Source organism: Mesorhizobium sp. USDA 4413, assembly GCF_056280365.1.
Genome location: NZ_JBVPRP010000001.1, coordinates 1,233,820 through 1,260,402, shown reverse-complemented (window position 1 = coordinate 1,260,402; position 26,583 = coordinate 1,233,820). Strand labels below are relative to the sequence as shown.

The 26,583-nt window shown below is 65.2% G+C and carries 28 protein-coding genes, 1 tRNA gene and 1 pseudogene; 12 read left to right on the top strand and 18 right to left on the bottom strand.

Translation table 11 applies throughout. The annotated features are described in order from the left end of the window. Positions 1–52 precede the first annotated feature (52 nt). Entirely contained in the window at positions 53–892 is an 840-nt protein-coding gene (locus ACVMIM_RS06290) for an amidohydrolase family protein (RefSeq protein WP_476111186.1), read from the top strand. A gap of 23 nt (positions 893–915) precedes the next feature. On the opposite strand, the gene ACVMIM_RS06285 is transcribed toward ACVMIM_RS06290, so the two are convergent. The 10 genes from ACVMIM_RS06285 to ACVMIM_RS06240 form a co-directional block, all read right to left on the bottom strand. After that, a complete protein-coding gene (locus ACVMIM_RS06285; protein ID WP_476111184.1) occupies positions 916–1,350 on the bottom strand; it encodes a type II toxin-antitoxin system VapC family toxin in 435 nt (144 codons plus the stop codon). Next, a complete protein-coding gene (locus ACVMIM_RS06280; protein ID WP_278047182.1) occupies positions 1,350–1,592 on the bottom strand; it encodes a type II toxin-antitoxin system Phd/YefM family antitoxin in 243 nt (80 codons plus the stop codon). The genes ACVMIM_RS06285 and ACVMIM_RS06280 overlap by 1 nt, the downstream gene beginning before the upstream one ends. Before the next feature lie 150 nt (positions 1,593–1,742). Then, positions 1,743–2,708, bottom strand: coding sequence for an ABC transporter permease (locus tag ACVMIM_RS06275; protein WP_476111182.1), 966 nt, complete (start codon positions 2,706–2,708; stop codon positions 1,743–1,745). A 5-nt stretch (positions 2,709–2,713) separates the two neighbouring features. Further along, positions 2,714–3,655: an ABC transporter permease gene (locus ACVMIM_RS06270; protein ID WP_476111180.1), complete on the bottom strand. Its 942-nt coding sequence runs from the start codon at positions 3,653–3,655 to the stop codon at positions 2,714–2,716. Further along, positions 3,652–4,389 carry an ATP-binding cassette domain-containing protein gene (locus ACVMIM_RS06265; protein ID WP_476111178.1) on the bottom strand — a complete coding sequence of 246 codons (738 nt, stop codon included), beginning with the start codon at positions 4,387–4,389 and terminating at the stop codon, positions 3,652–3,654. The genes ACVMIM_RS06270 and ACVMIM_RS06265 overlap by 4 nt, the downstream gene beginning before the upstream one ends. Then, a complete protein-coding gene (locus tag ACVMIM_RS06260) occupies positions 4,382–5,119 on the bottom strand; it encodes an ATP-binding cassette domain-containing protein (RefSeq protein ID WP_476111176.1) in 738 nt (245 codons plus the stop codon). The genes ACVMIM_RS06265 and ACVMIM_RS06260 overlap by 8 nt, the downstream gene beginning before the upstream one ends. 56 nt (positions 5,120–5,175) lie before the next feature. Then, positions 5,176–6,360, bottom strand: a complete 1,185-nt coding sequence (locus ACVMIM_RS06255; protein WP_476111174.1) for a substrate-binding domain-containing protein — start codon at positions 6,358–6,360, stop codon at positions 5,176–5,178. Positions 6,361–6,385: 25 nt separating this feature from the next. After that, complete coding sequence (locus tag ACVMIM_RS06250; RefSeq protein WP_476117118.1) at positions 6,386–7,513, bottom strand: extracellular solute-binding protein; 1,128 nt, start codon at positions 7,511–7,513, stop codon at positions 6,386–6,388. A 20-nt stretch (positions 7,514–7,533) separates the two neighbouring features. Further along, the gene (locus tag ACVMIM_RS06245; protein ID WP_476111172.1) at positions 7,534–8,694 is read right to left on the bottom strand and encodes a CaiB/BaiF CoA transferase family protein; all 1,161 of its coding nucleotides are present in this window, start codon (positions 8,692–8,694) and stop codon (positions 7,534–7,536) included. Between the two features lie 3 nt (positions 8,695–8,697). Beyond that, the gene (locus ACVMIM_RS06240) at positions 8,698–9,249 is read right to left on the bottom strand and encodes a MaoC family dehydratase (protein WP_476111170.1); all 552 of its coding nucleotides are present in this window, start codon (positions 9,247–9,249) and stop codon (positions 8,698–8,700) included. 203 nt (positions 9,250–9,452) lie between these two features. On the opposite strand from ACVMIM_RS06240, the gene ACVMIM_RS06235 reads away from it, so the two are divergent. Then, positions 9,453–10,565, top strand: a complete 1,113-nt coding sequence (locus ACVMIM_RS06235; RefSeq protein WP_476111168.1) for a lactonase family protein — start codon at positions 9,453–9,455, stop codon at positions 10,563–10,565. A gap of 13 nt (positions 10,566–10,578) precedes the next feature. Here the strand turns inward: ACVMIM_RS06235 and ACVMIM_RS06230 are convergent, their stop codons facing one another. Both ACVMIM_RS06230 and ACVMIM_RS06225 read right to left on the bottom strand, forming a co-directional pair. Next, on the bottom strand, positions 10,579–10,935 hold the full coding sequence (locus ACVMIM_RS06230; RefSeq protein ID WP_476111166.1) for a hypothetical protein: 357 nt from the start codon (positions 10,933–10,935) through the stop codon (positions 10,579–10,581). Between the two features lie 364 nt (positions 10,936–11,299). Beyond that, entirely contained in the window at positions 11,300–11,422 is a 123-nt protein-coding gene (locus ACVMIM_RS06225; protein ID WP_476111164.1) for a hypothetical protein, read from the bottom strand. 318 nt (positions 11,423–11,740) lie between these two features. Between ACVMIM_RS06225 and ACVMIM_RS06220 the strand changes: the two genes are divergently transcribed. Continuing rightward, complete coding sequence (locus tag ACVMIM_RS06220) at positions 11,741–11,977, top strand: YbhB/YbcL family Raf kinase inhibitor-like protein (RefSeq protein ID WP_476117116.1); 237 nt, start codon at positions 11,741–11,743, stop codon at positions 11,975–11,977. Positions 11,978–12,025: 48 nt separating this feature from the next. Beyond that, a complete protein-coding gene (locus ACVMIM_RS06215) occupies positions 12,026–12,526 on the top strand; it encodes a DUF6496 domain-containing protein (protein ID WP_476111162.1) in 501 nt (166 codons plus the stop codon). Between the two features lie 164 nt (positions 12,527–12,690). Here the strand turns inward: ACVMIM_RS06215 and ACVMIM_RS06210 are convergent. Further along, a tRNA-Ala gene (locus ACVMIM_RS06210) sits at positions 12,691–12,766 on the bottom strand. 164 nt (positions 12,767–12,930) lie between these two features. Then, positions 12,931–13,323 carry a TIGR02300 family protein gene (locus ACVMIM_RS06205; protein WP_040993567.1) on the bottom strand — a complete coding sequence of 131 codons (393 nt, stop codon included), beginning with the start codon at positions 13,321–13,323 and terminating at the stop codon, positions 12,931–12,933. Positions 13,324–13,517: 194 nt separating this feature from the next. Between ACVMIM_RS06205 and aroA the strand changes: the two genes are divergently transcribed. The 3 genes and pseudogenes from aroA (at position 13,518) to rpsA (ending at position 17,674) form a co-directional block, all read left to right on the top strand. Then, on the top strand, positions 13,518–14,876 hold the full coding sequence (gene aroA, locus ACVMIM_RS06200; RefSeq protein WP_476111160.1) for a 3-phosphoshikimate 1-carboxyvinyltransferase: 1,359 nt from the start codon (positions 13,518–13,520) through the stop codon (positions 14,874–14,876). 253 nt (positions 14,877–15,129) lie between these two features. Next, a pseudogene (gene cmk / locus ACVMIM_RS06195) lies at positions 15,130–15,781 on the top strand ((d)CMP kinase). Between the two features lie 195 nt (positions 15,782–15,976). Further along, positions 15,977–17,674 carry a 30S ribosomal protein S1 gene (rpsA, locus tag ACVMIM_RS06190; protein WP_476111158.1) on the top strand — a complete coding sequence of 566 codons (1,698 nt, stop codon included), beginning with the start codon at positions 15,977–15,979 and terminating at the stop codon, positions 17,672–17,674. Between the two features lie 140 nt (positions 17,675–17,814). Here rpsA and ACVMIM_RS06185 read toward each other — a convergent pair whose 3' ends face one another. From ACVMIM_RS06185 to ACVMIM_RS06170, 4 genes are all read right to left on the bottom strand, one after another. Then, positions 17,815–18,522: an SDR family NAD(P)-dependent oxidoreductase gene (locus ACVMIM_RS06185; RefSeq protein ID WP_476111157.1), complete on the bottom strand. Its 708-nt coding sequence runs from the start codon at positions 18,520–18,522 to the stop codon at positions 17,815–17,817. Positions 18,523–18,723: 201 nt separating this feature from the next. Beyond that, positions 18,724–20,304, bottom strand: coding sequence for a 5-guanidino-2-oxopentanoate decarboxylase (locus ACVMIM_RS06180; protein ID WP_476111155.1), 1,581 nt, complete (start codon positions 20,302–20,304; stop codon positions 18,724–18,726). Further along, a complete protein-coding gene (locus tag ACVMIM_RS06175) occupies positions 20,301–20,969 on the bottom strand; it encodes a TetR family transcriptional regulator C-terminal domain-containing protein (protein WP_052458557.1) in 669 nt (222 codons plus the stop codon). Before ACVMIM_RS06175 ends, ACVMIM_RS06180 begins: the two co-directional genes overlap by 4 nt. Further along, positions 20,939–21,811, bottom strand: coding sequence for a dimethylarginine dimethylaminohydrolase family protein (locus tag ACVMIM_RS06170; protein WP_476111154.1), 873 nt, complete (start codon positions 21,809–21,811; stop codon positions 20,939–20,941). Before ACVMIM_RS06170 ends, ACVMIM_RS06175 begins: the two co-directional genes overlap by 31 nt. Before the next feature lie 209 nt (positions 21,812–22,020). Between ACVMIM_RS06170 and ACVMIM_RS06165 the strand changes: the two genes are divergently transcribed. The 5 genes from ACVMIM_RS06165 to ACVMIM_RS06145 all read left to right on the top strand — a co-directional run bounded on the left by ACVMIM_RS06165 (position 22,021) and on the right by ACVMIM_RS06145 (position 26,476). Next, entirely contained in the window at positions 22,021–22,836 is an 816-nt protein-coding gene (locus ACVMIM_RS06165; protein WP_476111152.1) for an ABC transporter ATP-binding protein, read from the top strand. Between the two features lie 56 nt (positions 22,837–22,892). Continuing rightward, positions 22,893–23,690: a transporter substrate-binding domain-containing protein gene (locus tag ACVMIM_RS06160; RefSeq protein WP_040988876.1), complete on the top strand. Its 798-nt coding sequence runs from the start codon at positions 22,893–22,895 to the stop codon at positions 23,688–23,690. Between the two features lie 149 nt (positions 23,691–23,839). Further along, positions 23,840–24,550, top strand: a complete 711-nt coding sequence (locus tag ACVMIM_RS06155; RefSeq protein ID WP_278047163.1) for an ABC transporter permease — start codon at positions 23,840–23,842, stop codon at positions 24,548–24,550. Continuing rightward, positions 24,550–25,359, top strand: a complete 810-nt coding sequence (locus tag ACVMIM_RS06150) for an ABC transporter permease (RefSeq protein ID WP_040993550.1) — start codon at positions 24,550–24,552, stop codon at positions 25,357–25,359. Before ACVMIM_RS06155 ends, ACVMIM_RS06150 begins: the two co-directional genes overlap by 1 nt. Positions 25,360–25,474: 115 nt before the next feature. Beyond that, positions 25,475–26,476, top strand: coding sequence for an Ldh family oxidoreductase (locus tag ACVMIM_RS06145; RefSeq protein WP_278047162.1), 1,002 nt, complete (start codon positions 25,475–25,477; stop codon positions 26,474–26,476). The last annotated feature ends 107 nt before the right edge of the window (positions 26,477–26,583 follow it).

Below are 26,583 nucleotides of genomic sequence, written 5' to 3'. Positions count from 1 at the left end.
ATAATGGATTTTTTGGTGGGATAGTCCCGGAGCCCACGGAGGACAGGCCACCATGATCATCGATACGCATCTGCATCTCATCGACCAGAGCGCGCTTCGCTATCCGTGGCTGGCCGGTGTGCCGGCGCTGAACCGTGATTTCTCCTATGAGGAATATGCCGCCGATGCGCGGCGCTCAGGCATCGAAGGCGTCCTGCATATGGAGGTCGATGTCGACCCGGCCGACATCGCCGCCGAGACCGCTTATGTGAAGTCGATCGCCGGCCGGGCCGGGAGCCTGCTTCGCGGAGCGATCGCCGCCTGCAGGCCGGAAGAGGCCGGCTTCGAGGCCTATCTGGAGATGGTCAAGGCCGAGCCGTTCGTCAAAGGTTTCCGCCGCGTGCTGCATGTCGTGCCGGACGACCTGTCGGAAGGGGCGCTGTTTCGCCAGAACATCAAACGGCTGGCCGGCACCGGCCTGACCTTCGATCTGGTGGTGCTGCCGCATCAGATCCCGAAGGCGATGGCGCTTGCCGATCTCGCGCCCGACGTCCAGTTCGTCCTCGACCATTGCGGCGTGCCCGACATCAAGGGCAATGCCGAGCATCCCTGGCGCGAGCATATGGAAGCGATCGCCAAGCGGCCCAACGTCGTCGGCAAGATCTCCGGGGTCGTCGCCTATGCCGATCCGGCGACCTGGACGGTCGATACGCTCCGGCCCTATGTCGAGCACACGATCAGCAGCTTCGGATGGGACCGGGTGATCTGGGGCAGCGACTGGCCGGTCTGCACGCTGGGCGGCGGGCTGACGACCTGGATTGCCGCGACGCATGCGCTGCTGGTTGGAACAAGCGAGTCGGAGCGGAGCCGGCTCCTCTCGGGCAATGCGCGCAGGCTATGGCAACTTGGCTAGCTTATAAGAAACTCGCCTGCAAACTAGTCGCTGTCAGCAAGCATTTGTGCGGGCACACCGAGTTCCGGCCCCGCGTCGGCGAGCCGCTGATCAAGCGTATAAATCGTGGCGCCGTGCTCCGATGCGATGGCGAGATGCAGCGCATCCCCCGCACGAAGCCCGAGATCGTGCCGATCGGCAAATTTCGCTGCCGCCCGGAACTGCCCACCCGTCACGCCCAGGACAGTAAAGCTCTCGGCGACCAGCCTATTGAACATGGCGAGCACCGCGGCACGCTGTTCCAGGCTGATTTGTCCGGTGCGTAGTTTGATCGCCATGGCGGACGACGTCTCGGTGACTGTCCAGTCGCTAATGAGAAGCTGCACCGGGTCCTGTTCCGCCAGCCAAGCCTGCACACGCGACGTCATCGCTTCATTGGTCAGCGCCGCGACGATCAGCGACGTGTCGAGATAGAGCATCAGTAGCGATCGCTATCCCGCATGGACCGCACGAGATCGGCGGCGCTCTCGGACTGGGCCGGCATCACCGCCGTCAGCGAACGAAGCAGCGCGACGTCGATCGGCTTGCGTGGCTTGGCCACGGCAGTGAGCCGCGCGACCGGCTTGCCGCGGCGAGTGATGTCGATCGAATCGCCAGCCTCGACCCGATCGACCAGTTCGCTGAGGTGGGCCTTGGCATCCGCCAAATTGATCTCATTCATGTCATGCTTCCTGACCATGTAGATGGTCATATAGCGCATCAGGCTTGATAATTCCAGAACGATGCCTCGCCGCGTAACTCAAGGTCGTCCTCGGGGCCGCGCGAGTGCGACATTTACCGGGGCGAGGATTAAACAGCTAGCAGCTCGATCCTAGATCGTCGCCCGAACGTGGCGCTCGCGGCCGTAGAGCGAGACCAGCAACAGGATCACCAGGCCGAGCGCGGCCTGCACGGTCGACGGCCGGAAGCCGAGGCCGATCAGCAGCGTGTTGATTTCGGTCAGCACCAGGACCCCAGCGATGGTGCCGAGATAGCTGCCGCGGCCGCCGACAAGCGCTGCGCCGCCGACCACGACGGCAGCGATCGTCTGGAAGAGATAGGGCTGGCCGACATCGCCATAGGCCGAGCCGGTGAAGCCGAGCAACAGCACGCCGGCGACAGCCGCGAAGAAGGCGCTCGCCGCATAGGTGACGATCCACATGCGCAGCGGATCGATCAGCGCAAGGGGCGCTGCCTCCGGATTGCTGCCGACCGCATAGAGGCGGCGCCCATAGGGCGTGCGGGCGAGCACCAGCACGATCAGCGCCGTCAGCACCACGAGGCATGGCACCAGCAAGGGCACGGGCAACGGGCCGACCGAGCCGCCAATCGAGACGAAGCTGGACACGGCTTCCGGCGCCGATCCTGATGGAAAACCGCCGGTCCACAACAGCACGGCGCCCTGGACGACCATGCCGATGCCGAGCGTGACGATCAGCGGATGGATGTTGAGCCCGCGTGAGATCAGCCCGTTCAGCGCGCCGATCGCGACGGCAAGAACACCGACGAGAAGGCAGACCAGGGCGAAGTTCCAGCCCTGGCCGTAAAGCTGCGCCGCCACGACATTGGCGAAGCCGATGATGAAGGGAATGGAGAGATCGATGCCGCCGAGGATGACGACCAGCGTCTGGCCGATCGAAGCCACCGCCAGCAGCGAGGCGATGACCAGCAGCGCGCGGATGGCGAAGGGCGCCGAATAGCCGGGAATAAGCAGCGTGCCGACGACCTGAAGCAGCAGCGCCATCAGGAAGGCGCCGGCGATGCGGGCATTGGTGGACTGGAACCAGTTGCTTGCCATCCCGGTCAGCCTTTCCGCCTCGACAGCCGTTCCTGCACCGCCGTCAGCACCACGGCGACGACCAGGATCAGGCCATAAGCGATCTGCAGCACATAGGTCGAGACGTTGAAGGTGGTGAGCAGGCTCTGCAGCAGGAAGATATCGACGGCACCGATCGCGGCGCCGCCGAGCCCGCCGCGCCCGCCGGCGAGGCTGACGCCGCCAAGCGCCACGGCGGCAATCGCAATCAGCGTGTAAGTCGGGCCGATATTGGGGTCTGCCGAGCCGATCAGCGAGGTGAGCATCAGCCCCGCGGCGGCGGCGAAGATCCCGGTCAGGATATAGGCGACGAGCCGCACCTTGGTCACCGGCACGCCGGCCGTGTAGGCGGCGCGGTCGTCGCTGCCGACAGCCATCAGCAGGTCGTGATAGGGCGTTCGGCGAACGAGCAGCCAGCAAAGGCCGATCAGCGCCAGCGGCACGATCGAGAACGGCCCCGCCATCACCTTTAGCCAGTCCGGCGCCGGACCGATCGGGGCCGGCAGGATGGTGAGGGTGACGCCGGTTAGGATCAGATAGGTGCCGAGCGTCGCAACGATCGGCTGGATGCGGACGATCGTGGCGAGAACGCCGTTCGCGGCGCCGACCCCCGCCCCGACCAGCAGCGCGGCCGGAACGATGACCAGCGGTGACGAGACGCCGAGATTGAGGAACAGCACCTGGATGACTAGGGCGTTGACGAAGCCCATCAGCGGACCGACGGAGATATCGATGCCGCCGCGACCCGCCAGGATGACCGGCGCCGAAGCGACGGCTGCGCCGATCAGGGGGGCGGCCAGCCCCAGCAGCGTGCCCCAGGACGACGGCTGAAAGCGCGCCGGATTGAGCGCGACGTTTAGCACGAGCAGGACGGCGAGCATCACCACGGCAAAGCCGGCGCCACGGAGTTTGCGAAGGGCCGGGCTCATGCGGCGCGCCCGAACATGGCGGCGATCACCGCATCGGTGGTCATTTCCCGACCCGAGAACTCGGCCGACACGCGCTGCTCGCGGAACACCAGCACACGGTGGCAGAGAAGCAATATCTCCTCGATCTCGCTGGACAGGATCACCAGCGCCATGCCCTCGGCGGCAAGACCGCGGAACACGTCGTAGAGCACGTGCCGGGTCGCCACGTCGACTCCGCGCGTCGGATCGTTGAGCAGGAGGAAGTTCGGCTCCAGCGCGAGGGCCCGTGCGAGCAGCACTTTCTGCTGGTTGCCACCGGACAGCGTTGTAATGGCTGCATCGGGCCTGGGTGCAACGATGCTGAGCCTTTGCCTGTAAGCCTCATAGCGCCGGCGCCGTGCCACGAAGGAGAGAAGGCCGAAGCGGCGGTCATTCGACACCGTAGAAATAGCGAAATTATCGAGCACCGACTGGGTTGGGAAAATGCCGGTCGAACGGCGATCGCGCGGCAGATAGGCGATGCCGGCCGCGACGGCCTTGCGGAAGCTGGTGATCGATCCTGCCTTGCCGTCGACGGCGATCTCGCCCGCTACGGGCCGCTCGATCCCGGCCAGCGCGCGTAGGAAGCGTTCCTGGCCGTGGCCGTCGAGGCCGGCAAGACCGACGATCTCGCCTGGCGCGATGGTCTGGCTGATCGGATCGACGCCGGGCGCGATGACAAGCTCACGGACCCGAAGAGAATTTGCCTCAGCCATGCGCCAGCTCCGCGGCGGTTTGCGGCGCCATCGCCGCCAGAAGCTCGGCCGGGGTCGAGGCGCCGCGCTCCTCGGTCTTCACCACGCGGCCGCCACGCAGGATGGATATGCGGTCGGACAATGCCATCACCTCGTCCATGCGGTGCGTGATGAACAGGATCAGCGTGCCGGCGCCGGCCATGGCGCGCATCAGCGCGAAGACCGACTCGCGGTCGGCGAAGTCGAGCGCGGCCGTCACCTCGTCGAGGATCAGGACACGCGGGTTGCGGATGACGGCGCGGGCGAGCACAACCAGCTGGCGCGCGGCAAGCGGCAGCTCGCCGCATGGCCGGTCAAGATCGATCGGCGTCACCGCGAAGCGGCCGAGCGCGGCCTGCGCCCGGGCGCGGCGCTCGCCGCGCGGCACGCCTCGTCGCCACAGGCCGTCGAGGCCAAGCAGGATGTTGTCGGTCACCGAACGGTCGGGCGCGACCAGCACCTCCTGGAAAACGGTGGCGAAGCCGGCAGCCTGGAAGGCGGCGGGCTGCGTGCCGGAAAACGCCTTGCCGTCGAGCAGGATCGCGCCGCCATCCGGCTGGACGATGCCGGACAACAGCTTCACCAGCGTGCTCTTGCCTGAGCCGTTCTCGCCCAGGATCGTATGGATCGTGCCGACACGGAAGGCGATCGACGCCTCGGCCAGCGCGACGGTTTCGCCGTAGCGTTTGGAAACGCCTTGGACTTCGAGCATTTTTCTTCCCGGAACGGAGAAGCCGGCTCTTCACTGAGAACCGGCATCGCAAAACATCACTTGGCGCAGGCGTCCGGCACCTTTGAATAATCCCAGCCCTTGGTCGGCGCGGGATTGGTGAAATAGGCGTCGAGCACGTCCTCGGGCATCGGGTCGGTCGGCGGCACCGGGAAGACCGAAACGGCGTCCGGCGTCATGCAGTCCTTGTACCACTTGTCGAGCTCCGCGGCATGCACCGGCGGGATCGGGATCAGCAGCGTGTTGAGCTTCGGCTTCTGGCCGTCGAGCATGCGCTCGCCGACGCGAAACAGCGTCTGCGCCGTCCAGCCAGGCAGCACGGCGTGGCCCTCGAAACGGTATTTGTCGGGATTGGCTTTCCAGTAGCCGAGCGCATCGCCGGTGATCGAGCCGGTGATCAGCGGCGCCGGGCGGCCGGCTTCGGCGAAGGCCTCGGCGACGACGCGGCTTTCGCTGCCGGTCGTCCACACCGCGTCGATCGGCGCCGGATTGGTGGCGATCGCCTGCAGCACGACCGTCTTGGTGACGTTGGCCGTCCAGTTGCCGTTGACGGTGCGCGCGACCTTGAGGCCCTTGTTCTCGGCCAGCGCCTTGTCGGCGCCCTGCTTCTCCTGGACCACGATCGGATGTCCGGCGATGCCTTCGACCACCAGCACGCTGGCGTCGGTGTTGGCCTTGCCGATCGCCGTCATCATGTCATAGCCCCAGCGGGCATAGTTGGAATCGACATTGATGGCGTTGGGGCTGGTGACGGAGCCGGCCGCGGTGACGAAGGGAATGCCCGCCTTGGCAGCGGCATCCACGGCGTCGTCAAGCGCCGTCGCCGATCCCGGGATCGAGGTGATGATCGAGCACTTCTTGGCGATGAAGGCGCGGATCTGATTGATCTGCTGGCTCGGGTCGTTGTTCGAATCCGACACTTCGAAGCTCGACACCGTGCCGTCGGCGATGAGGCCGTCGACCAGCCGCTTCAGCTCCTTGGTGACCGACACGCGCCACGGATTGCCCTGGTAGCTCTCCGAGTGGCACCACTTCCATGGCTTGGGCGGCGGCGTGAAATTGTCCCAGGCCGAGGGCAGCACCTTCTGCGGCGCGCCGTCATATTGCGCCTTGAGATCGGCGGGCAGGCCGTCAATCACCGACTTCACATCGGCGGCATGAGCGGCGACGGGCATCGAGGCTATGGCGGTTGCGGCGAGCAGGCCGCGTATCAAGCTGGTCATTTTTTCCTCCCTTGGTGCAATGGAACTAGCCGGCGGTGGCCGACGCGAAACTCTCCCGGAACAGGCGATTGATGTCGGCGACGACGCGGCGGGCGTCCTGCCTGCCGGCGAGGCCCTCATTGATGCGGTCGGAGGCCTGCTGCTGGAACGCCATGTAGCCGTCATGGCGCGGGCGAACCCAGGCGCCTTCCAGCGTTGCCCGCGTGGCGCGATAGAAGTCGCCGGTCGCGGCGTTGACGGCATCATCCTCCCAGGCCGCGGCATGGCCGGGCTGGCCACCGGCAGCGGCGTAAAGGCCGCGCTGCACGTCGCCGCTGGCGATCCAGTAGGCGAAGTCGATCGCCGCCTCGCGCGCAGCGGAAAAGGCCGAAACGGCAATGCCGGTTCCGCCAAGAGCCGAGCCGACCGGGCCATTGCCGCCGGCGACCGGCATGTCGGCAAAAGCAAGGCGGTGCGGCCGGAAGCCCGACACCGCATAGGGAACATAGCCATAGATCAGCGGCGCGCAGGCGATGCGCGAGCCGGGCTCGGCCATCTTCTCGAAGACGGCGATCGGATCCATCGTCAGGCATGCCGGATCGACAAGTGCCGCGATCTCGCGCAGCATCTCGAAGGCGGTTTCGCCGGTCTCGCCATCGACAAGGTCGGCCGAACCGTCGACGACGCATGGCCGGCCGAGATCGGCAGCCAAAGTGTAGAAGCACATCAGCGAATGCGGCGGCCGGAGCGGCAGGAGCACGCGGCCCTGCTCGGCAAGCGCCAGCACTTCGGTCCAGATCGCCGGCGCAGCTTCGATCAGATCCGGCCGCCAAGCCTGCACCTGGGTCGCGGCGTCGATCGGGAAACCCCATTGCCGGCCCTGCCATGTGTAGCTCGGATAGGATTTGCCGACGCTTCCCTTGGCCAGCGCCTCTCGTTCCGCCTCGCGTCCCGGCACATCGAGCGGCGCCAGGCATCTCTCGGCGGTGATCTGGCCGACATGCGGGTGGTCGATGACGATCAAATCATAGGCGCGGGCAAGCTCTTCCACCGGGAAGGACTCGAAGTCCTGCAGCGAGCGCTTTTCCCATTCGATCGAAACGCCGGTCCTTTCCTTCCAAATCGCCGAGCACGCCACCATCGGGTCGTAGCCGCGTGGATGGCTCCAGGTCATGCCTTTCAAGGAAACACCGCTCACAGGCCGAACTCCGCGCGAATCTTTTCGCTGTGCTCGCCGATGCGCGGGGCGGCGCGATCCACCTTGGCGCGCGCGCCATCGACGCGCAGCGGCGAACGCGTGGTGAGGATCGAGACATTGTCCTCACGCGTCACGGTCTGCAGCATGTCGAGCGTCTTGAAGCCGTCGCTCTCCATCAGCTCCGGCCAGTTCAGCACCTTGGCGCACCAGACGTCGGCGGGCTCGAGGATGGCCAGCCACTCGTCGATCGTCTTTTCCGCGATGCGCCTGGCGATGATCGCCTTGATCTCGTCGCGGGCGGTGAACCAGGTCGCCGGCTTGTCGCGGAACGGGTCGAGCTCAGGCAATTCGAGCAAATCGGCAATGTTCGGGATCGGCGTCATGGCGATCGCCAGATAGCCGTCCTTCGCCGGATAGACGCCGTAAGGCGCCGAGAGATAGGCATGCGCGCTGCGGAAGGACGAGCGCTTCGGCAGGCGGCGACCGTCATTGAGATGCGTGGTCAGCACCTCGAACTGGAAATCGACCAACGCCTCGAGCAGGCTGGTTTCGACGTGGCCGCCCTCGCCCGTGATGCCGCGCCGCACCAGCTTGGCGAGGATGCCTTGCGCGCAGGCGGCGCCCGCCAGCATGTCGGCGACCGCCAGCCCGAATGGCACCGGCCCCTGCTCCTCGTCGCCGTTCAACCACATGACGCCGGAACGAGCCTGGGCGAGCAGGTCCTGCCCCGGACGCTTCACCCAGGGACCGTCCTCGCCATAGCCGCTGATCGACGCATAGACCAGGCGGGGGTTGATCGTGCTGACATGCTCATAGTCGAGGCCGAGCCGCTCGATGACGCCCGGCCTGAAGTTCTGGATGAGCACGTCGGCCTTGGCGATCAGCCCGCGCAGCATGGCGAGGTCGGCCTCGTTCTTGAGGTCGACGGCGAGGCTCTCCTTGCCGCGGTTGATGGCGTGGAAAATGGTGGAGTCGCCGCCGATCTCGGTGTCGCTGAGATAGAGCCGGCGCGACAGGTCGCCGCCGTCGGGCCGCTCGATCTTGATGACGCGCGCGCCGAGGTCGAGCAGACGCAGCGAGCAGTAGGGTCCCGACAGGAACTGGCTCATGTCGATGACGACGAGGCCGGTCAGCGGCAGATCGTTTTCAGCAGCCACGATTCACTTCTCTGTCTTGCCGGCGAAATCGGCCGGGTTCTTGTATTTCACCGTCTGCAGGTGCTCGCAGTAGAGCACCAGTTCTCCTTCACCTTTGAAGACTTCATAGCTGGCGCGGATCAGGCCCATGTCCTGGTAGCGCGGCTTTTTGTGGAGGTTGGTGCGGACTGAATAGATGGTGTCGCCGATGAAGACCGGCTTAATGAAGCGCAGCTTGTCGTAGCCATAGGAAAAGGCGTTCAGGCAATTGGTGGCGACCAGGCCGAGCCCGGCCGAAAACACGAAGGCGCCGGCCACCAACCGCCGGCCGAAAATGCCTTCCTTTTCGGCGAACATCTGGTCCTGCACGTAAGGATGGATGTCCAGCACCAGCGCATTGAACATATGGCTTTCACCTTCGGAGATGGTGCGGCGCAGAGAGCGGATTTTGTGGCCGACCTGCCAGTCCTCGTAGAACCAGTTTTCCGAATTCCAGACAGGAATGTCGGCATGCGCCTCAGGCATGTCGGACGGGCGTGTGGAGGCAACACCGACGGTCGGCGAGAATGCGCTCATGATCCTCTCCGGAAGCTTCCGGCGCGGCCTGCAAAGCGGTTCGGGGTGCGATGCCGGATGGCGAGACGCATAATCGCTTTCCTCCCGTCAATTTTCTTTTGTGAATAATATTTTCACATATGGGATTGCCTTGCAAGCGATGATCGGCGAAATTTTTGGAAAGCCGCATAGGCGGGAGAGCCCCGGCGATGGGAGGGAGATCGATGCAAAGCGCCTGTCTTGTCTTTGTCGGCAGCCTCAACCGCGAGGCGCCCTATTTCCAGGGCGCGCGCGGCGTCGGCCTCGGCGTCTATGCCTTCGACGAGGCGACGCTTGCGGTGCAGAAGCTTGCCGAGACCAACGAAGTCGACAATCCGACTTTCCTGTCGGTGACGCCGGACGGGACGCGCATCTATGCCAATTCGGAAGTCTTCGCCTGGCGCGAGGGAACGGTCACGGCCTATCGCTTCGAGCGCGCCACCAATTCGCTCGCCTATATCAACAAGCAGCCCTCGCTCGGCAGCATCACCGCGCACAACACGATCACCCGCGACGGCGGCAAGCTTCTGGTCGCGAACTACGGCATGGGCAGCGGCGGGCCCGACAAGGCGGTCGCCGTGTTCGGCTTTGCGGCCGATGGCGGCCTGACGGCGCCGCTGGCGAGCGTCGCCCATTCCGGCACAGGCCCTAACGCCGAACGGCAGGAGCGGTCGCATGCGCACAGCGTCACCGAGACCGTCCAGGGCGGGGTCGCCATCGTCGCCGACCTCGGCATCGATCAATTGGTCTCCTACCGCATCGAGCCGGACGGCACGCTGGTGAAGCTCGCTTCGTCGGCGCTCGCGCCCGGCGCCGGGCCGCGTCACGTCGCGCTGCATCCGAACGGCCGCTTCGTCTTCGTCATGAACGAGCTGGACTCGACGGTGGTGTCGCTGGCGCTTGAGCCGTCTTCAGGCAGGCTTGAACTCATCGACACCAAGCCAGCGGTGCCCGGAGAGGCTCGCGCGCACAATCACTGCGCCGACATCCAGATCTCGCCCGACGGACGCTTCGTCTACGGCTCCAACAGAGGCCATGACAGCGTCCCCATTTTTGCTGTCGATCAGCAGTCGGGAAAGCTCGATCCGGTCGACTTCACGCCTTGCGGCGGCGCGACGCCGCGCAACCTCGCGCTGACGCCATCGGGCAGGCATCTGTTTTCGGCAAACCAGAACGCTGACCGCATCTCGATCTTCGCCCGCGATGAGGCAAGCGGTCGGCTGACCGATACCGGCCATGCCATCGACATCGGGACGCCGATGTGCGTGCGGATCACGCGCGACCCGCTTGGATCTTAGCGGCTGGCGTTGCTTACTGGCTGACCCGGGCGAACGAGCCGGTATAGGTCTGGCCGGCAAGCGCGTAGGTGACGTTGAGCGTTCCCGGCGAGGGCATCGTGGCGGTGATGTCCGCGCCGTTCGGCAGGCGCCCGAGCTTCAAAGTGTTGCCGACGATCCTGCCGGAGCCGTCCGCGACACCTGGCTTGTTGTCGGCCAGGTCGCCCCATGCGTAGCTGACCGTCACCTGCCCGCCCGAAGACACGGTCAGGACCGCGAGCTTGCCGCCATACATGCCGTTGAGCTGCCCCGCCCATATGCCGGAGAATGCGGCGTATCTCGCCGGAACGCCCTTGCCGGGCGGGACGACCGCGACCGTCTGATCCAGCACAGCCGAATTCGGCGAGGCCGGAGCGGGAGCAGCGACCGGAGCGGGTTGCGGATCGGCAACAGGTTGCGAGTTAGCGGCAGGCTGTGTGTCCGGAGTCGATTGGCAAGCGGCAAGCGCGACCGCAATGCAAAACATCGGCAAGAGACTGTCTGGTCGGGCAAGCAGTCCGGATCGAACCCGTCCCTGCGACAGTTTCCCACCCAAAACCGGAATTCTCATGAGCATCCCTCTGACAGAAAGCCCTTAGCCTAGTTGCCGCCGCCGGCATAGGGATTTCCTCGGGCGCGTCCAGCATCGCATGCGCCACCTCCCGGTGACGTCCAGTCAGCGCAATTCGCTTCTTCCTAGACGGACACTGCGTCCACTAGCCCGGCGTGCCGCCGGGGATCAGCAAAAAGCCCTGTTCGCCGGTCGAATACCACAATCCCAGATAAAGCAACGCCAACAATATCGCGACAATCACCGCAATCCGGACCAGAACGCGCATGATGTTGTTCCTGTTGTCCCGGCATCTTCTCGATTCAGTATACCGAAAATGCGACCGGCGAAATCTTCGAGACCACCGGCTGTGCGTCGACGCTCTCATGCCGACCTGCCGGTATCTTTCGCCGGATGCGACCGGCGTCACTCCGTCCGGGCAGTTTTCCAGGGACGACGGCTCCACTTGCGAGCATCCCTCGGGGCTCCATCGCGAGGCATGGTACTGGAACTCCCGCCGATGCCTCGCGTTGCCAAGAAAACCAGCAGCGATTGCGCTCCACTGATCCGAGTGCGCTCCACCGATCCGAGCAAAGATCGTCCGTGAATTTCCTTCGGGAAGAACGCGATAAGAGCACGGAGTTCCAGCCATGGCTTTCACGCAAAACGGGCAGACCATTCCCGAGCCCCTGTCCGCAACGGAGGCAACTTGTCTCCGCCCCTGCGGTGGAAGAACGCGCCGGCTGGCACCAGAAGCTTCCTGCTCGTCGTCGAGGATCCCGACGCGACGCGCGGCATGTTTCGCCATTGGGCCGTCTATGACATCGCCGCCGGGCGGGACTGAAGCGGACTCTCGGCGTTCATTTATGCCCGTTCGATAAGGAGAAAAACAATGCCGGACAAGAAAACCATCGAAAAGGCGCGCAAGGACAAGCGCGAAGGCAAGTCGGCAAGCACGCAGGCCGGTGAATTCGTTCATGCGGAAATCGACAAAGTGCGCCGCGGCAAACATGGCGCCCGCTCCACCAAGCAGGCGATCGCCATCGGCCTTTCGGAGGCGCGTCGCGCGGGCGTCGACCTGCCGCCCCCCAAGAAAGGCGACGTGAAGGAGACCACGCGCAAGAGCGCCAAATACGCTTACGAGGCGGGCCAGGGCGAACGGAAGCCGAAGCGCCAGCCGAAAGTCTCGAAGGCAGTGTCGAAGGTGCTCGAGGGCGAGCCGAGAAGCACCGCCTCCCGCGAGGCCCTGTCACGGCAGGCCAAGAGTGCCGCGTCCGGCCGCACGGCCGCGGAGCGGTCGGCGGCGGCCAGGAAAGCGGCGCAGACCAAAGGCGCCGCCGGACGATCGGCGGCAGCGCGCAAGGCAGCGAGAACCCGCGCCGAGCGCGGTTAGGCGTAGTTGCAGGACGAGGAGCGGACCGTTTGACCGGATTCCCTCAGGCTCCATGCCGGTCACCAGGTGCCTTCGCGTCCAGGCCCGTCATGCGGGGCTCGGGCGCCGCAGCCAAGCGGTGACGACGTCGGCCATCTAAAAAACTTCGATCAGGAAGGACTGTTTGGTGGAGCCAATCGGAATCGAACCGACGACCTCTTGAATGCCATTCAAGCGCTCTCCCAACTGAGCTATGGCCCCACTCCCGGCAGTCAGCCGGCGCCGTTTCCGGCGAAGAGATCCGGCGCGGTTGGGACCGCGCCGTCGTTTAGTGCTGGCGGCTTCTAGCGCCGCCTTCGGTCAAGATCAAGCCTTGAAAGACCGCTTTTTCGTCACAGGCGAAAATGGCCGGCAAACAATCAGAATCAGACCTCGTCCTCGTCGTCGCCGACACCGATCATATCGGAGACGTCGTCGTCCTCTTCCTCTTCGTCGGCAAGGAAGGTGTCGTCGTCATCGTCGCCGAGATCCACGTCCTCGTCGTCGCCGAGATCGGGAAGATCGTCGCCGCCGCCCTTGGTCTCCTCGTCGGCATCTTCCAACGAAACGAGTTCAGCGCCCTCTTCCTCCTCGGCGTCGATTTCCTTGTCGGCGACATCCTCATCCTCCTCGAGGGCGGAAATCTTGCCTTCCTCGAAATAGGAACGCGGATAGCTCTTGCCGGTATAGGGCGAGACGATCGGGTCCTTGTTCAGATCGTAGAATTTCCGCCCCGTTTCGGGGTCGATACGCTTGGTGCCAAGTTCAGCTTTTGCCACGTCAGGCCTCGTCAAAAAAAGAATGGTCCCCTTAACCGCAGTTTTCCGCGCTGTCAAAGCCAAAAGACATGACCTCAAAACCCGCTTTTCAAAGGCTTGCGCCAAGGGGATGACCATTGCCGCGCGCCGTGATACGAGACCGCCGCATCATGACGAACCGGGCCGGTCAGCCGGCATTTCATTTGGACGACAAAATGTCTCATTCCGCCGCCGCTAAACCAGCCACGGCCCGCAAATCCCCTGCCCTTGCCGGCACAGCCCGCGTGCCGGGCGACAAGTCGATCTCGCACCGCTCCTTCATGTTCGGCGGCCTTGCCTCCGGCGAGACCCGCATCACCGGCCTGCTCGAGGGCGAGGACGTGATGCGCACGGGCGCGGCCATGAAGGCGATGGGCGCGCATATCGAAAAGAAGGGCGCCGAATGGGTGATCCGCGGCACCGGCAACGGCGCATTGCTGCAACCGGAAGGCCCGCTCGATTTCGGCAATGCCGGCACCGGCTCGCGCCTCACCATGGGCCTTGTCGGCACCTATGACATGGAGACCACCTTCATCGGCGACGCCTCGCTCTCCGGCCGGCCGATGGGCCGCGTGCTCGACCCGCTGCGCCAGATAGGCGTGCAGGTGCTGAAGGCAGCGCCCGGCGACCGCATGCCGATCACGTTGCGCGGCCCGAAACATGCAGCACCCATCACCTATCGCGTGCCGATGGCCTCGGCCCAGGTGAAGTCGGCGGTGCTGCTTGCCGGCTTGAACACGCCGGGCATCACCACGGTGATCGAGCCGGTGATGACACGCGACCATACCGAGAAGATGCTGAAAGGCTTCGGCGCCAATCTGACGGTCGAGACCGACGAGCGCGGCGTGCGCCACATCTTCATCGAGGGCCAGGGCAAGCTCACCGGGCAGACGATCGCCGTGCCGGGCGACCCCTCCTCCGCCGGCTTCCCGCTGGTCGCGGCGCTGATCGTGCCGGGCTCGGACATCATCATCGAGAACGTGCTGATGAACCCGACCCGCACCGGGCTGCTCCTGACCCTGCAGGAGATGGGCGGCAAGATCGACATCCTCAATCCGCGCAATGCCGGCGGCGAGGATGTGGCGGACCTGCGCGTGCGGTATTCGGAGCTGAAAGGCGTGGCGGTGCCGGCCGAACGCGCGCCGTCGATGATCGACGAATATCCGGTGCTGGCGGTCGCGGCGAGCTTCGCCGAGGGCGAGACGCTGATGCAGGGCCTGGAGGAATTGCGCGTCAAGGAATCCGACCGGCTGTCGGCGGTAGCTAACGGGCTGAAGCTCAACGGCGTCGACTGCACCGAGGGCGAGGCTTCGCTTACGGTGCGAGGCAAGCCGGGCGGCAAGGGTCTGGGCGCTCATCCGAACGGCCAGGACACGGTGGTGAAGACGCATCTCGACCACCGCATCGCCATGAGCTTCCTCGTCATGGGACTGGCGACGGAAAAGCCGGTGACCATCGACGACGCCAATATGATCGCGACGAGCTTTCCGGAATTCATGGGACTGATGAAGGGGCTGGGCGCGGAGATTGAGTGACGGTGGGCTGGAGCCGAACAGAAACGCTGGCGGGACAGCGCCCCCCTCTGTCCTGCCGGACATCTCCCCCACAAGGGGGGAGATCAGCTGTCGCGCCGGCTTTCGCCAATCGCCAACGTCGCAGGATCGAGCGGGGCCCCAAAACTGCCAATCTCCCCCCCTGTGGGGGAGATGTCCGGCAGGACAGACGGGGGCGCGAAGGATTGCGGCGCTTATTGTATTTGTCGCCCCCTCCAACCGCGACGCTCCGCCCATGACCCACACCTTCACGATCGCCATCGACGGTCCCGCCGGCGCCGGCAAGGGCACACTCGCCCGCCGGCTTTCGGACCATTACCGCCTGAACCTGCTCGACACCGGCCTCACCTACCGCGCGGTGGCCCACAAGCTGCTCGAGCTCGGCCTGCCGCTCGACAATGTCTCGGCGGCCGAAACCGCGGCGCGCCAGGTCGATCTCTCGAACCTCGACCGCACCGTGCTGTCGGCGCATGCGGTCGGCGAGGCCGCCTCGAAGGTGGCGGTCATCCCCAGTGTCCGGCGCATCCTGGTCGAGAAGCAGCGCGACTTCGCCAAGGCACCGCCGGGTGCTGTGCTCGACGGCCGCGACATCGGCACGGTGGTGTGCCCCGATGCCGACATCAAGCTCTACGTCACGGCAAGCGCCGAGGTGCGCGCCAGGCGGCGGCTGGCCGAAATCGAGAGCATGGGCGGCAGCGCCGATTTCGCCACCATCCTTGCCGACATCGAGCGCCGCGACGAGCGTGACATGGGCCGCGCCGACTCGCCGTTGAAAGCCGGCGGCGGACGCGCACTTGCTTGATACCAGCGAAATGGCTATAGAGGCCGCGTTTCTGGCGGCGATGGCGATCGTTGACGACGTCCTTGCCAAGAGAAACAAGGCCTGATCGGGCTTTTTCGGTTGCCTTGAGCGGCGAAAATCCCCATATCGGGCACGAACCAGCCTGCCAGCATTCTTCATGCGCCGGACTTGCCGCTCGAAAAGCGGCCAAGGGCTCTTCAGCCCGGAACGCCGGCAGGCTCACGCAACGCTAACCCACGGCGCCCGCTCCGCCAGCGCGCGGAGCATTCCAGGAGAAACAATGTCAGCTGCTAATCCGTCTCGCGACGATTTCGCGAGCATGCTCGAAGAATCATTCACCGCCGGCCATTCCGGCGAGGGCCAGGTTGTCCGGGGCACGATCACCGCGATCGAAAAGGACATGGCCATCATCGATGTCGGCCTCAAGGTCGAAGGCCGCGTGCCGCTGAAGGAATTCGGCGCCAAGGGCAAGGACTCCTCCCTCAAGGTCGGCGACACCGTCGAGGTCTATGTCGAGCGCATCGAGAACGCGCTTGGCGAAGCCATGCTGTCGCGCGAGAAGGCTCGCCGCGAGGAGAGCTGGGTGCGTCTCGAAGAGAAGTTCACCAGGGGCGAGCGCGTCGAAGGCGTCATCTTCAACCAGGTCAAGGGCGGCTTCACCGTCGACCTCGACGGCGCCGTGGCGTTCCTGCCGCGCAGCCAGGTCGATATCCGCCCGATCCGCGACGTCACCCCGCTGATGCACAACCCGCAGCCCTTCGAGATCCTCAAGATGGATCGCCGCCGCGGCAACATCGTGGTGTCGCGCCGCACCGTGCTCGAGGAGAGCCGCGCCGAACAGCGTTCGGAAATCGTGCAGAACCTCGAGGAAGGCCAGGTGGTCGAAGGCGTGGTGAAGAACATCACCGACTACGGTGCGTTCGTCGACCTCGGCGGCATCGACGGCCTGCTGCATGTCACCGACATGGCATGGCGCCGCGTCAACCATCCGACCGAGATCCTCAACATCGGCCAGACGGTCAAGGTGCAGATCATCCGCATCAACCAGGAAACCCACCGCATCTCGCTCGGCATGAAGCAGCTCGAGTCGGATCCGTGGTCGGATATCGGCACCAAGTTCCCGATCGGCAAGAAGATCAAGGGCACCGTCACCAACATCACCGACTACGGCGCGTTCGTCGAGCTGGAGCCGGGCATCGAGGGCCTCATCCACGTTTCGGAAATGTCGTGGACGAAGAAGAACGTGCACCCCGGCAAGATCCTGTCGACGACGCAGGAAGTCGACGTGGTCGTGCTCGAGGTCGATCCGGCCAAGCGCCGTATCTCGCTCGGTCTCAAGCAGACGCTGGAGAACCCGTGGGAAGCCTTCGCGCGCAACCATCCGGTCGGCAGCCAGGTCGAGGGCGAGGTCAAGAACAAGACCGAGTTCGGCCTGTTCATCGGCCTGGAAGGCGACGTGGACGGCATGGTGCACCTCTCCGACCTCGACTGGACCCGTCCGGGCGAGCAGGTCATCGAAGAGTACAATCGCGGCGACATGGTCAAGGCGCAGGTGCTCGACGTCGACATCGAGAAGGAGCGCATCTCGCTCGGCATCAAGCAGCTGGCCCGTGACACGGTCGGCGAAGCGGCCAGCAGCGGCGAGCTGCGCAAGAACGCCGTCGTCACCTGCGAGGTCATCGGCGTGAAGGATGGCGGTCTGGACGTGCGGCTGGTCGACAGCGGCCTCGAGACCTTCATCAAGCGCTCCGACCTTTCGCGCGACCGCGACGAGCAGCGCCCCGAGCGCTTCACCGTCGGCCAGAAGGTCGATGCCCGCGTCATCGCCTTCGACAAGAAGACCCGCAAGCTGCAGGTCTCGATCAAGGCGCTGGAAATCGCCGAGGAGAAGGAAGCGGTCGCCCAGTACGGCTCGACCGACTCCGGCGCGTCGCTCGGCGACATCCTGGGCGCGGCGCTGAAGAAGCAGGGCAACTGAGCCAAGGCGCCTTCGACCCGAACAACAAAAACCCCGCCGGAGCGATCCGGCGGGGTTTTTTCTTTGTCGGGATATCAGAGCAATTCCAGGAAAAGTATCAGCGGTTTCCGTCCGGAATTGCGTAAACAAAGAGATAGCCGTCAGGCCCGGCCGTAAAGCGGAACCAACGTGCCGCTCATGGCCTGGTTTGCGGGCGAGGCGAGATAGGCGATCGCTTCGGCCGCGGCCTCGAGGCTGACCCACTTGCTGAAATCGGCGTCCGGCATGCTGTCGCGATTGGCCTGCGTGTCGAGCGTCGAGGGCGCGACCGCATTGACCAGGATGCCCTTGTGCTTCAGCTCCTCGGCCATCGCCACCGTGATGGCCGCGACCGCCGCCTTGCTCGCGGCATAGGCGACCATTCCGGCGCCGCGCCTGGGATCAAGCCCGGCGCGCGCGCTGACGTTGACGATGCGCCCCGCGGTGCCCGACGCCAGCATCGAGCGCACCGCGGCGCGGCTGCAAAGGAAGGTGGTCCGGGCGTTGGTGTCCATCATCTCGGCGAAGGAGGCCGACTCGATCTTCTCGACCGGCGCCATGGTGAAGCCGCCGGCAAGGTGGATCGAGGCCCAGAGCGCGGGCACCTGATGGTAGAAAGCTTCGACCTTGGCCGAATCCGACAGATCGACATTATGCGCCAGATGCACGCTAGCATGGGCCGCGTAAGGAAAATGCGGCGGGGCCGCCGCGTGGGCGTTGGGCACGTGGCAGATCGCGCCTTGCTCCAACAGCCTGCCGACAACCGCGCCGCCGAGCGCCCCAGTGCCGCCCGTCACCACGACATGCCTGCCATTCAGCGTTTCCGTCATACTTAGACCGCTCCTGTCGTTTTTTATGATTATGCTTCTTGTGGTTATGCCGCCCCAATTGTGAACGTCGCGCCTTTCGCGCTGTCACTCAATTGAAATATCGACATGGCTGGCGCAGCGTCTTTGCATGCGTCGGCCCCCGTCGGAGCGGCGCGAATTGCCGGTGTACCGGCAGGGACCGAGCAACGGTCGCAGCAGCTTTCAGTCAACGGTGATTTCGATGACGCGCGGCCTGGCCGCCGCCCGCGCGCGCTTCAGCGCCTCGGTGAGACCGCCGACCCCGGTCAAGCGCTCGGCCTCGATGCAATAGGCCTCGGCGAGCTTGCAGAAATCCGGCGGCGCCGGCGACACGCCGACGGGCTCGACGCCGACATCGAGCATCGAGGTCTCGATCTCGCGATAGCCGCGATTGTTCCAGACGACGAAGATCACCGGCGTCTCGGCATCGAGCGCGGCGCCGATCTCCGGCAGGGTGAACTGAAACCCGCCGTCGCCGGTGAGGCACACCACCGGCGCTTCCGGTACAGCAAGCGCCGCGCCGATCGCCGCCGGCGGACCATAGCCCAGCGCGCCGAAGCCGGTCGCGGCGTTGAACCAGCCGCCGGGACGGTCGTGGTCGTAATAGAGGTTGGCGGCATAGATCGGTTGGGTCGAATCGCCGACGATGATGGCGCCCGGCAGCGCGTCGCGGATCATCTCCACCGCGCGAACCTGCGCCAGGTATTCGGGCCTCAGCTCGGCCAGCGCGGCGTTCCGTGCGGCGGCCGCGCGGGCTTCGCCGTCCTTGGCGGCGGGATGACCCGGCCCGATTGCCGACAGCAAAACCTCGATCCCTTGGGCGCAATCCGCCTGGATGCCGACCGTCACCGGCCGGCGCGCGATCTGGTCGGCCCCAATATCGATGCGGATCAGGTTCTTGGGCAGCACGAAGCCGCCGTCGCCATAGCCGTCATAGTCGGTCGGTCCGAATTCGGTGCCGGCCGCGATCACCAGATCGGCCTCCGCCATCAGCGCGCGCACGGCCTTCAGACTGGGACTGGCCGGCACGCAGAGCGGATGGCCATGCAGCAGGCCGCGCGCATTGGCGGTCTCGACGACCGGCGCGCCAAGCATCTCGGCCAGGCGCCGCAGCGCCGCGTCGGCTTTCCTGGCGCCGCCGCCCGACAGAATCAGCGGACGGCTGGCGGCCTTGATCAACGTCGCCGCCTCGGCGACCGCCGCGGCGGTCGGCGACGGCGGCGCGGCGTTGCTCAGCGCTGCCGCGATGCCGTCGGCGGGCTTGACCATGACGTCGGTGGGAATCTCGATATGCACCGGGCCCGGCCGCGCCGACGAAAACAGCGCGAAGGCGCGGGCGAGCGCGCCCGGCAACTGCCCGGCCTCGGTGATGCGCTCGGAAAACAGCGCAACCTTTTCCATCATGCCGCGCTGATCTGGCAGTTCATGCAGGAAGCCGAGGCCCTTGCCCAGCGTATCGGTGGCATTGACGCCGGAAATGACCAGCATCGGCACCGAATCGGCGCGCGCCTGGCCCATGGCGGTGATGGTGTTGGTCAGCCCCGGACCAGTGATGACGAAAGCGACGCCCGGCCGGCCGCCGGCGCGCGCATAACCATCAGCCATGAAGCCGGCACCCTGCTCGTGGCGCGGCGTGACATGGCGGATCTTCGAGCGCGCCAGGCCGCGATAGAGCTCGACCGTGTGGACGCCCGGAATGCCGAAGACGGTGTCGACGCCATGCGCCTCGAGCAGCGTGATCAGCGCTTCGCCAACGGTGGTCATTGATTTCCTCCCTGTTCCGGCGCAAGGCCGAGCTCGGCCTCTATGGCTTTGATGCCGATCGCCGCCAATTCGCCAGGCGAGAACATCTCGCCGGCCAGGCAGCCTTCGATCCAGAGCCCGTCGATGATTGCGTTAATGGCGATGGCATGGTGGCGCAGCTCGGCCGCGTCCGGCTTGCGCCGTTCGGCGGCGAGAACTTCGGCCACGACGGCTTCCACCTCGTTGCGAAAACCGAGATAGCCTTCGCGGTGCGCACGGGCGAGCGTCGGATCCGCGCCGGCGCGGCCGATGAAGGTCGCCCAGAGCGAGAACACCCGCTGGTCGATGATCGGCGCGTTGAGGTTGGCGGTGACGAAAGCCGCAAGGCGTTGGCGCGGCGAGGCATCTTCCATGACCAAAGCCGCTTTCGCCTGCTCGGTCATGCGGCCCATCAGTGCCGCATAGGCTTCCTGCAGCAAATCTTCCTTGCCGGGGAAATAGTGCCGGATCAGCCCGGCGGTGACGCCGGCGCGCAAGGCGATGGTGCGCACGGTGGCGCCCTCGAGGCCATGTTCGGCCACGCTGTCCAGGGTGGCGTCGATCAGATCCTGCCGCCGCCGCTCCTCGCCCTCACGACGGAACTTGCGGCGCGCATTCATCGGCGCAGGATCGGCCGCGTCAGGCATGTCGGCCCGCCTTCGCAGGCGATGCAGAGCGCGTCCGCCTCGAAGATTTCAACCGTGCAGCCGGCGGCTTCCATCGCGGCTTTGGTCCTGGGAAAGCCGGCCACGGCAATGACCTTCAACGGGCTGGTCGGCAGCACGTTCAGGCTAAGGCCGTTGGAAGCGGCGAACTCTTCGCCGTCGCCTTCGACCAGCCGGATGCCGCGCGCCTTCAGCATCTGGTAGAACGGCGCCGGCAGAAGCGGCGAATAGACCAGCGCGAGGTCGTCGGCCAGCGGGCTGATCACCGACATCAGATGCAGGCACGCCTCTTCGCCCTGCCACAGCGGCAGGTCAAAGCCGTAGACCGAAATGCCATGCGGCGTCAGCAGGTTGGCTACCTGCTGGATGCCTTCCTGGTTGGTGCGCACGCCGCGCCCGATCGCCAGCGTCCGGGCATCCAGCCATACACAGTCGCCGCCTTCGACCTGGCCTGGCGCCTCGACGCGGCCGAGGATCGGAATGCCCAGCCTCTTGTAGGTCTCTTCATGCAGCGAAGGCTCTTTGGCGCGCAACGGCTTACCCATGGACAGGATCAGCGCGCCGCGGTCGGTCATCAGCGATGGGTCATGCGTGAACACCGAATCCGAAAGCCCGTCGGCCTTGTCCTCGATCCATTCGATCTCGGCACCGGAAGCCGCCACCAGCTCGGCAAGGGCCGCGTGCTGCGCGGCTGCTTTCGCCGGGTTAAACCCGGGGCCATAGTGCCAGGCAGCCCTGTCGGCATCGCGCATGGCGTTGGCCGCCGAACGCATCAGCACACGCCGCAGCGGCGCCGCCATGGACTGTGATCCGAAAGCGCTCATCGATGCCCTTTATGCTGAAAAAAATCGAAAAAATTTCATGAGAGGGTATTTATACACTTGCACAACAACGCCGCAAGTGCCGTAATGAGCGGGATTGACGGGCTCGCGCTGTCGGGTCCATGCTGAAGTCTGGAGCGGGCAGTACAGCGTATGTTGATTAGCCGGATGGACGTTCGACGACCTGCCTTCGACCGTATAGAGGTTCCCCGGTGAGCGTGGCGGATACTGCCGCAGTCCAATCCGGCAAGGCGCAAAGCAGCGCCGCCGAAGCCATCCATGTCGAGAACCTGCATAAGAAATTCGGCCAGTTGCATGTGCTGAAGGGCGTTTCGCTGTCGGCGCGCGACGGCGAAGTGGTCGCCGTCATCGGCGGCTCCGGCTCCGGCAAATCGACGCTGCTGCGCTGCATCAACTGCCTGGAAAACCCGACCAGCGGCATCATCCGCGTCAATGGCGAGGAGATCAAGCTCAAGGCCGACAGCCACGGCCACACCGTTCCGGCGGACCGCAAGCAGATCGAGCGGATCCGCTCGAGGCTCGGTATGGTGTTCCAGAATTTCAATCTCTGGAGCCACATGACTTTGATCGAGAACGTCATCGAGGTTCCGGTGCATGTGCTGGGCGTCAAGCGCGACGAGGCGATTGTCCAGGCCGAGAAGCTGCTTGCCCGCGTAGGGCTGGCGGAGAAACGCGACGTCTATCCGGCCTTCCTGTCCGGCGGGCAGCAGCAGCGCGCCGCGATCGCCCGGGCGCTGGCGATCAATCCGCGCGTCATGCTGTTCGACGAGCCGACCTCCGCGCTCGATCCCGAACTGGTCGGGGAGGTGCTGAAGGTAATCGGCGACCTGGCGCGCGAGGGGCGCACCATGGTGCTGGTGACGCATGAAATGAAGTTCGCCCGCGAGGTCGCGACGCATGTCGTGTATCTCTACAACGGGCTGGTCGAGGAGGAAGGTCCGCCGGAACAATTATTCGGCGCGCCTAAATCCGAAAGGCTCAAGCAATTCCTTCGCAATGTCGGCTAGGAGCCGGCATCAAGCGGAGCGAAAACCGGGAACAACAACAAACTGGGAGTCCTGAAATGAAGACTGTTCTCAAGACCTTCGCCGCCGCGCTGCTTCTCGGCGTCGCGGCGATGGGTGGCGTGGCCAAGGCCGAGCAGGTGAAGATCGGCGTCGCCGCCGAGCCCTATCCGCCCTTCACCTCGCCCGACGCCACCGGCAAATGGGTGGGCTGGGAGATCGACTTCGTCAACGCCGTCTGCGCCGAGGAGAAGCTCGACTGCGTCATCACGCCGGTTGCCTGGGACGGCATCATCCCGGCGCTGACCACCAAGAAGATCGACGCCATCGTCTCCTCGATGTCGATCACCGACGAGCGCAAGAAGACAATCGACTTCTCGGACAAGTACTATAACACCCCGACCGCGATCATCGGGCCGAAGGACCAGAAGTTCGGCGCCACGCCGGACGACCTCAAGGGCAAGGTTATCGGCGTCCAGGTGTCCACGGTGCATGCGGTCTATGCGAAGAAGCACTTCACCGGCGCCCAGGAAATCAAGGAATACCAGACGCAGGACGAAGCCAACAACGATCTGGCCGCCGGCCGTATCGACGCGGTGCAGGCCGATTCGATCGCGCTTGGCGAATTCCTCAAGACCGACCAGGGCAAGGCCTGCTGCGACCTGAAGGGCATGGTGGCCCCGGACGACGAGGTGCTTGGACCGGGCGTCGGCGCCGGCATCCGCAAGGAAGACACCGCGCTCAAGGAAAAGTTCAACGCCGGCATCAAGGCGATCCGCGCCAACGGCAAATATGACGAGATCTCGAAGAAGTATTTCGACTTCGACATCTATGGCGGCGCCACGCAGTCGAACTGAGTCCTCTCGCGAATGAGTGTGGGCATGGCGCCAACGCCATGCCCAACCTTGCCACGCATGAATGCCGCTGACCCGATGATCGGCGGCTTGCCAATTATCCGGGGGCGAAGCTGATCGACGCCTTTCTTCCGGCCTCCGCGGCCGGCATCATGGAACTCCTGTCGCCCGTGGCGCCCGGCTGGGGCGGCACGCTGCTAGTCGGCTTGCTGCATTCGATCGAGATCGCCGTGGGCGCCACCTGCCTCGGCCTCATGATCGGCACCGCGGGCGCCTTCGGCAAACTCTATGGCGGCCCGGTGACGCGCGACCTGCTCGCGGTCTACACGACCATCGTGCGCGCGGTGCCGGAACTGGTGCTGATCCTGCTGCTCTATTATGCCGGCACCGACCTGATCAACCAGGTGCTGACGGCAATGGGCTACAGCCGTGTCGACATCAGCGGGCTCGCGGCCGGCATTTTCGTGCTGGGCTTCGTCCAGGGCGCCTATTCGACGGAAGTCATCCGCGGCGCCATCCTCGCCATCCCGCAGGGCCAGATCGAGGCAGCCCGTGCCTACGGCATGCCGCCCGGCCTGATGCTGCGACGCATCACGCTGCCGGCCATGCTGCCCTTCGCCATCCCCGGCCTGGCCAATCTTTGGCTGATCGCCACCAAGGACACCGCGCTGCTTGCCGTTGTCGGCTTCTTCGAACTGACGCTGGCGACGCGCCAGGCGGCCGGCGTCACCAAGGCCTACCTGCTCTTCTATCTCGCCGCCGGCGCGCTTTATCTGGCGCTCACGCTGTTCTCCAACCTGATCATCGGCCGCGTCGAGGTCTGGTCGCGGCGCGGCATGCCCTCCGTCAAGGAGGCGCGCTGATGTCGGCCGAAGCCACCGCGATCAACATGGCGGCTCGGGCCTCGATCTGGCTGAAACCGCACCGCATCGTGCTCATCCTGATCGCGCTGGCGCTGGTGCTCTGCGCAGCCTTTTTCATGCGCTGGGAATGGCTGCCGCAATATTGGCAAATGGGCCTGATGGGCATATGGCGGACGCTCTGGATCCTCGCCGTCACATGCGCGCTGGGCTTTGCGCTCGCCGTGCCGCTCGGGCTCGCCCAGGCCAGCGGGCCGATCTGGTTCTCGGCGCCGGCAAAAGCCTTCTGCACCATCATCCGCGGAACGCCGCTGCTGTTGCAACTCTGGCTGCTCTATTACGGGCTCGGCTCGGTCTTCCCGCAATATCCATGGATCCGCGAATCCTGGCTGTGGCCGTATCTCAGGCAGGCCTGGCCCTATGCCGTGGTGGCGCTGACCTTTTCCTTCGCAGGCTATGAGGGCGAGGTGATGCGCGGCGCCTTTGCCGGTGTGCCGAGAGGCCAACTCGAGGCTGCTCGCGCCTTCGGCATGAGCCGCTGGAAAATCTTCCGCCGCATCTGGCTGCCGCAAGCCTTCTACCGGGCGCTGCCGACGCTGACAGGCGAGACGGTGCTGCAGCTGAAATCGACGCCGCTGGTGGCGACGATCAGTGTCATCGACATCTTCGCCGTCTCCTCCAAGGTGCGCCAGGACACCTACCTGACCTATGAACCTTTGCTGCTTCTGGCGCTGATCTATATGACGATCACCGGCATCCTCGTTTTCGTCTTCAGCCGGATCGAGGCGCGGATTCCGGTCAAGATCGGTTAGCAAGTAGTGACAAGTAGTGAATGGTGAATGGCCGCGCGCTCCGCTTCCAATCACACTGACTACTCACTACTGACTACTGACTACTCACCATTCACCATTCGCCAAGGCATTCACCATGCAACTCACCCTCGACCAGGCAACAGGCCTATGCCGGATGGCGGCGCTCGGCGCCGGCGCCAATGAGGAGGCGGCGCAGTCGCTGACCGCCTCGATCATCGCCGCCGAGGCCGAAGGCCTGTCGACGGTCGGGCTGTCGCATTTCATCGATTATCTGGAGGCGCTCGAAGCCGGCCGCATCGACGGCAATGCAGAGCCGGCAATCACCCGGCCGGCGCTCGCCGTCTATCTCTCCGACGCGCGCGGCGGGCTTGCCCATACCGGCTTCGACCGCACGATCGACGACCTAGTCAAGGCGGCGAAGCTGTTCGGCGTCTCGATCTTCTCGCAGAAGAACGCCTATACATGCGGCGCGCTCGGCTATTTCACCGGGCGGCTGGCGGAACAGGGGCTGGTCTCCTTCGCCGCCACCAACGGGCCGGCGGTGCTGGCCGGCTCAGGCTCGATCAAACCGGTCTATTGCACCAATCCGATGTCTTTCGCCTCGCCCGCCGCCGACGGACCGCCGCTGGTCATCGACCAGTCGTCGAGCGCGACCGCCTTCGTCAACATCCGCAAGGCGGCCGAGGACGGCAGGAAGATACCCGAAGGATGGGCGCTGGATGCCAGCGGCAATCCCACGACCGATCCGGCGGCAGCCATGAAGGGCGCGATGCTTGCCTTCGGCGGCCAGCGCGGCGCCAATGTCGCGTTGATGGTCGAGGTGCTGGCCGCAGGCATTTCCGGTGCCAACTGGTCGCTCGACGCGCCCTGGTTCACCGGCGGGCCGGATAGCCCCGGCACCGGCCTTTTCGTTCTGGCCATCGAGCCAAAACTGCTCGACCCGGATTTCGAGCAGCGCATGAAGGAGCAGCTCGACCGGCTGCGGCGACGCTATGGCGTGCATATTCCCGGCCGCTCCCGCGCCGAGGCCGCGGAGAAGGCCAAGGCGCGCGGCATCACTACGTCCAGGGCGGTCGTGCAGCGCATTTCGGAATTCGCCGAGCGTTATTCGGCCTGAGTTTGCCGCGCTGTTGAACCTTTTCCCCGCCCGACGCCACCCATACCCGGCACCCCACGCTGCGAGCCGCCTTGGTTGCTTCGTTCGGCTCGCGGTTCGCCGGACGT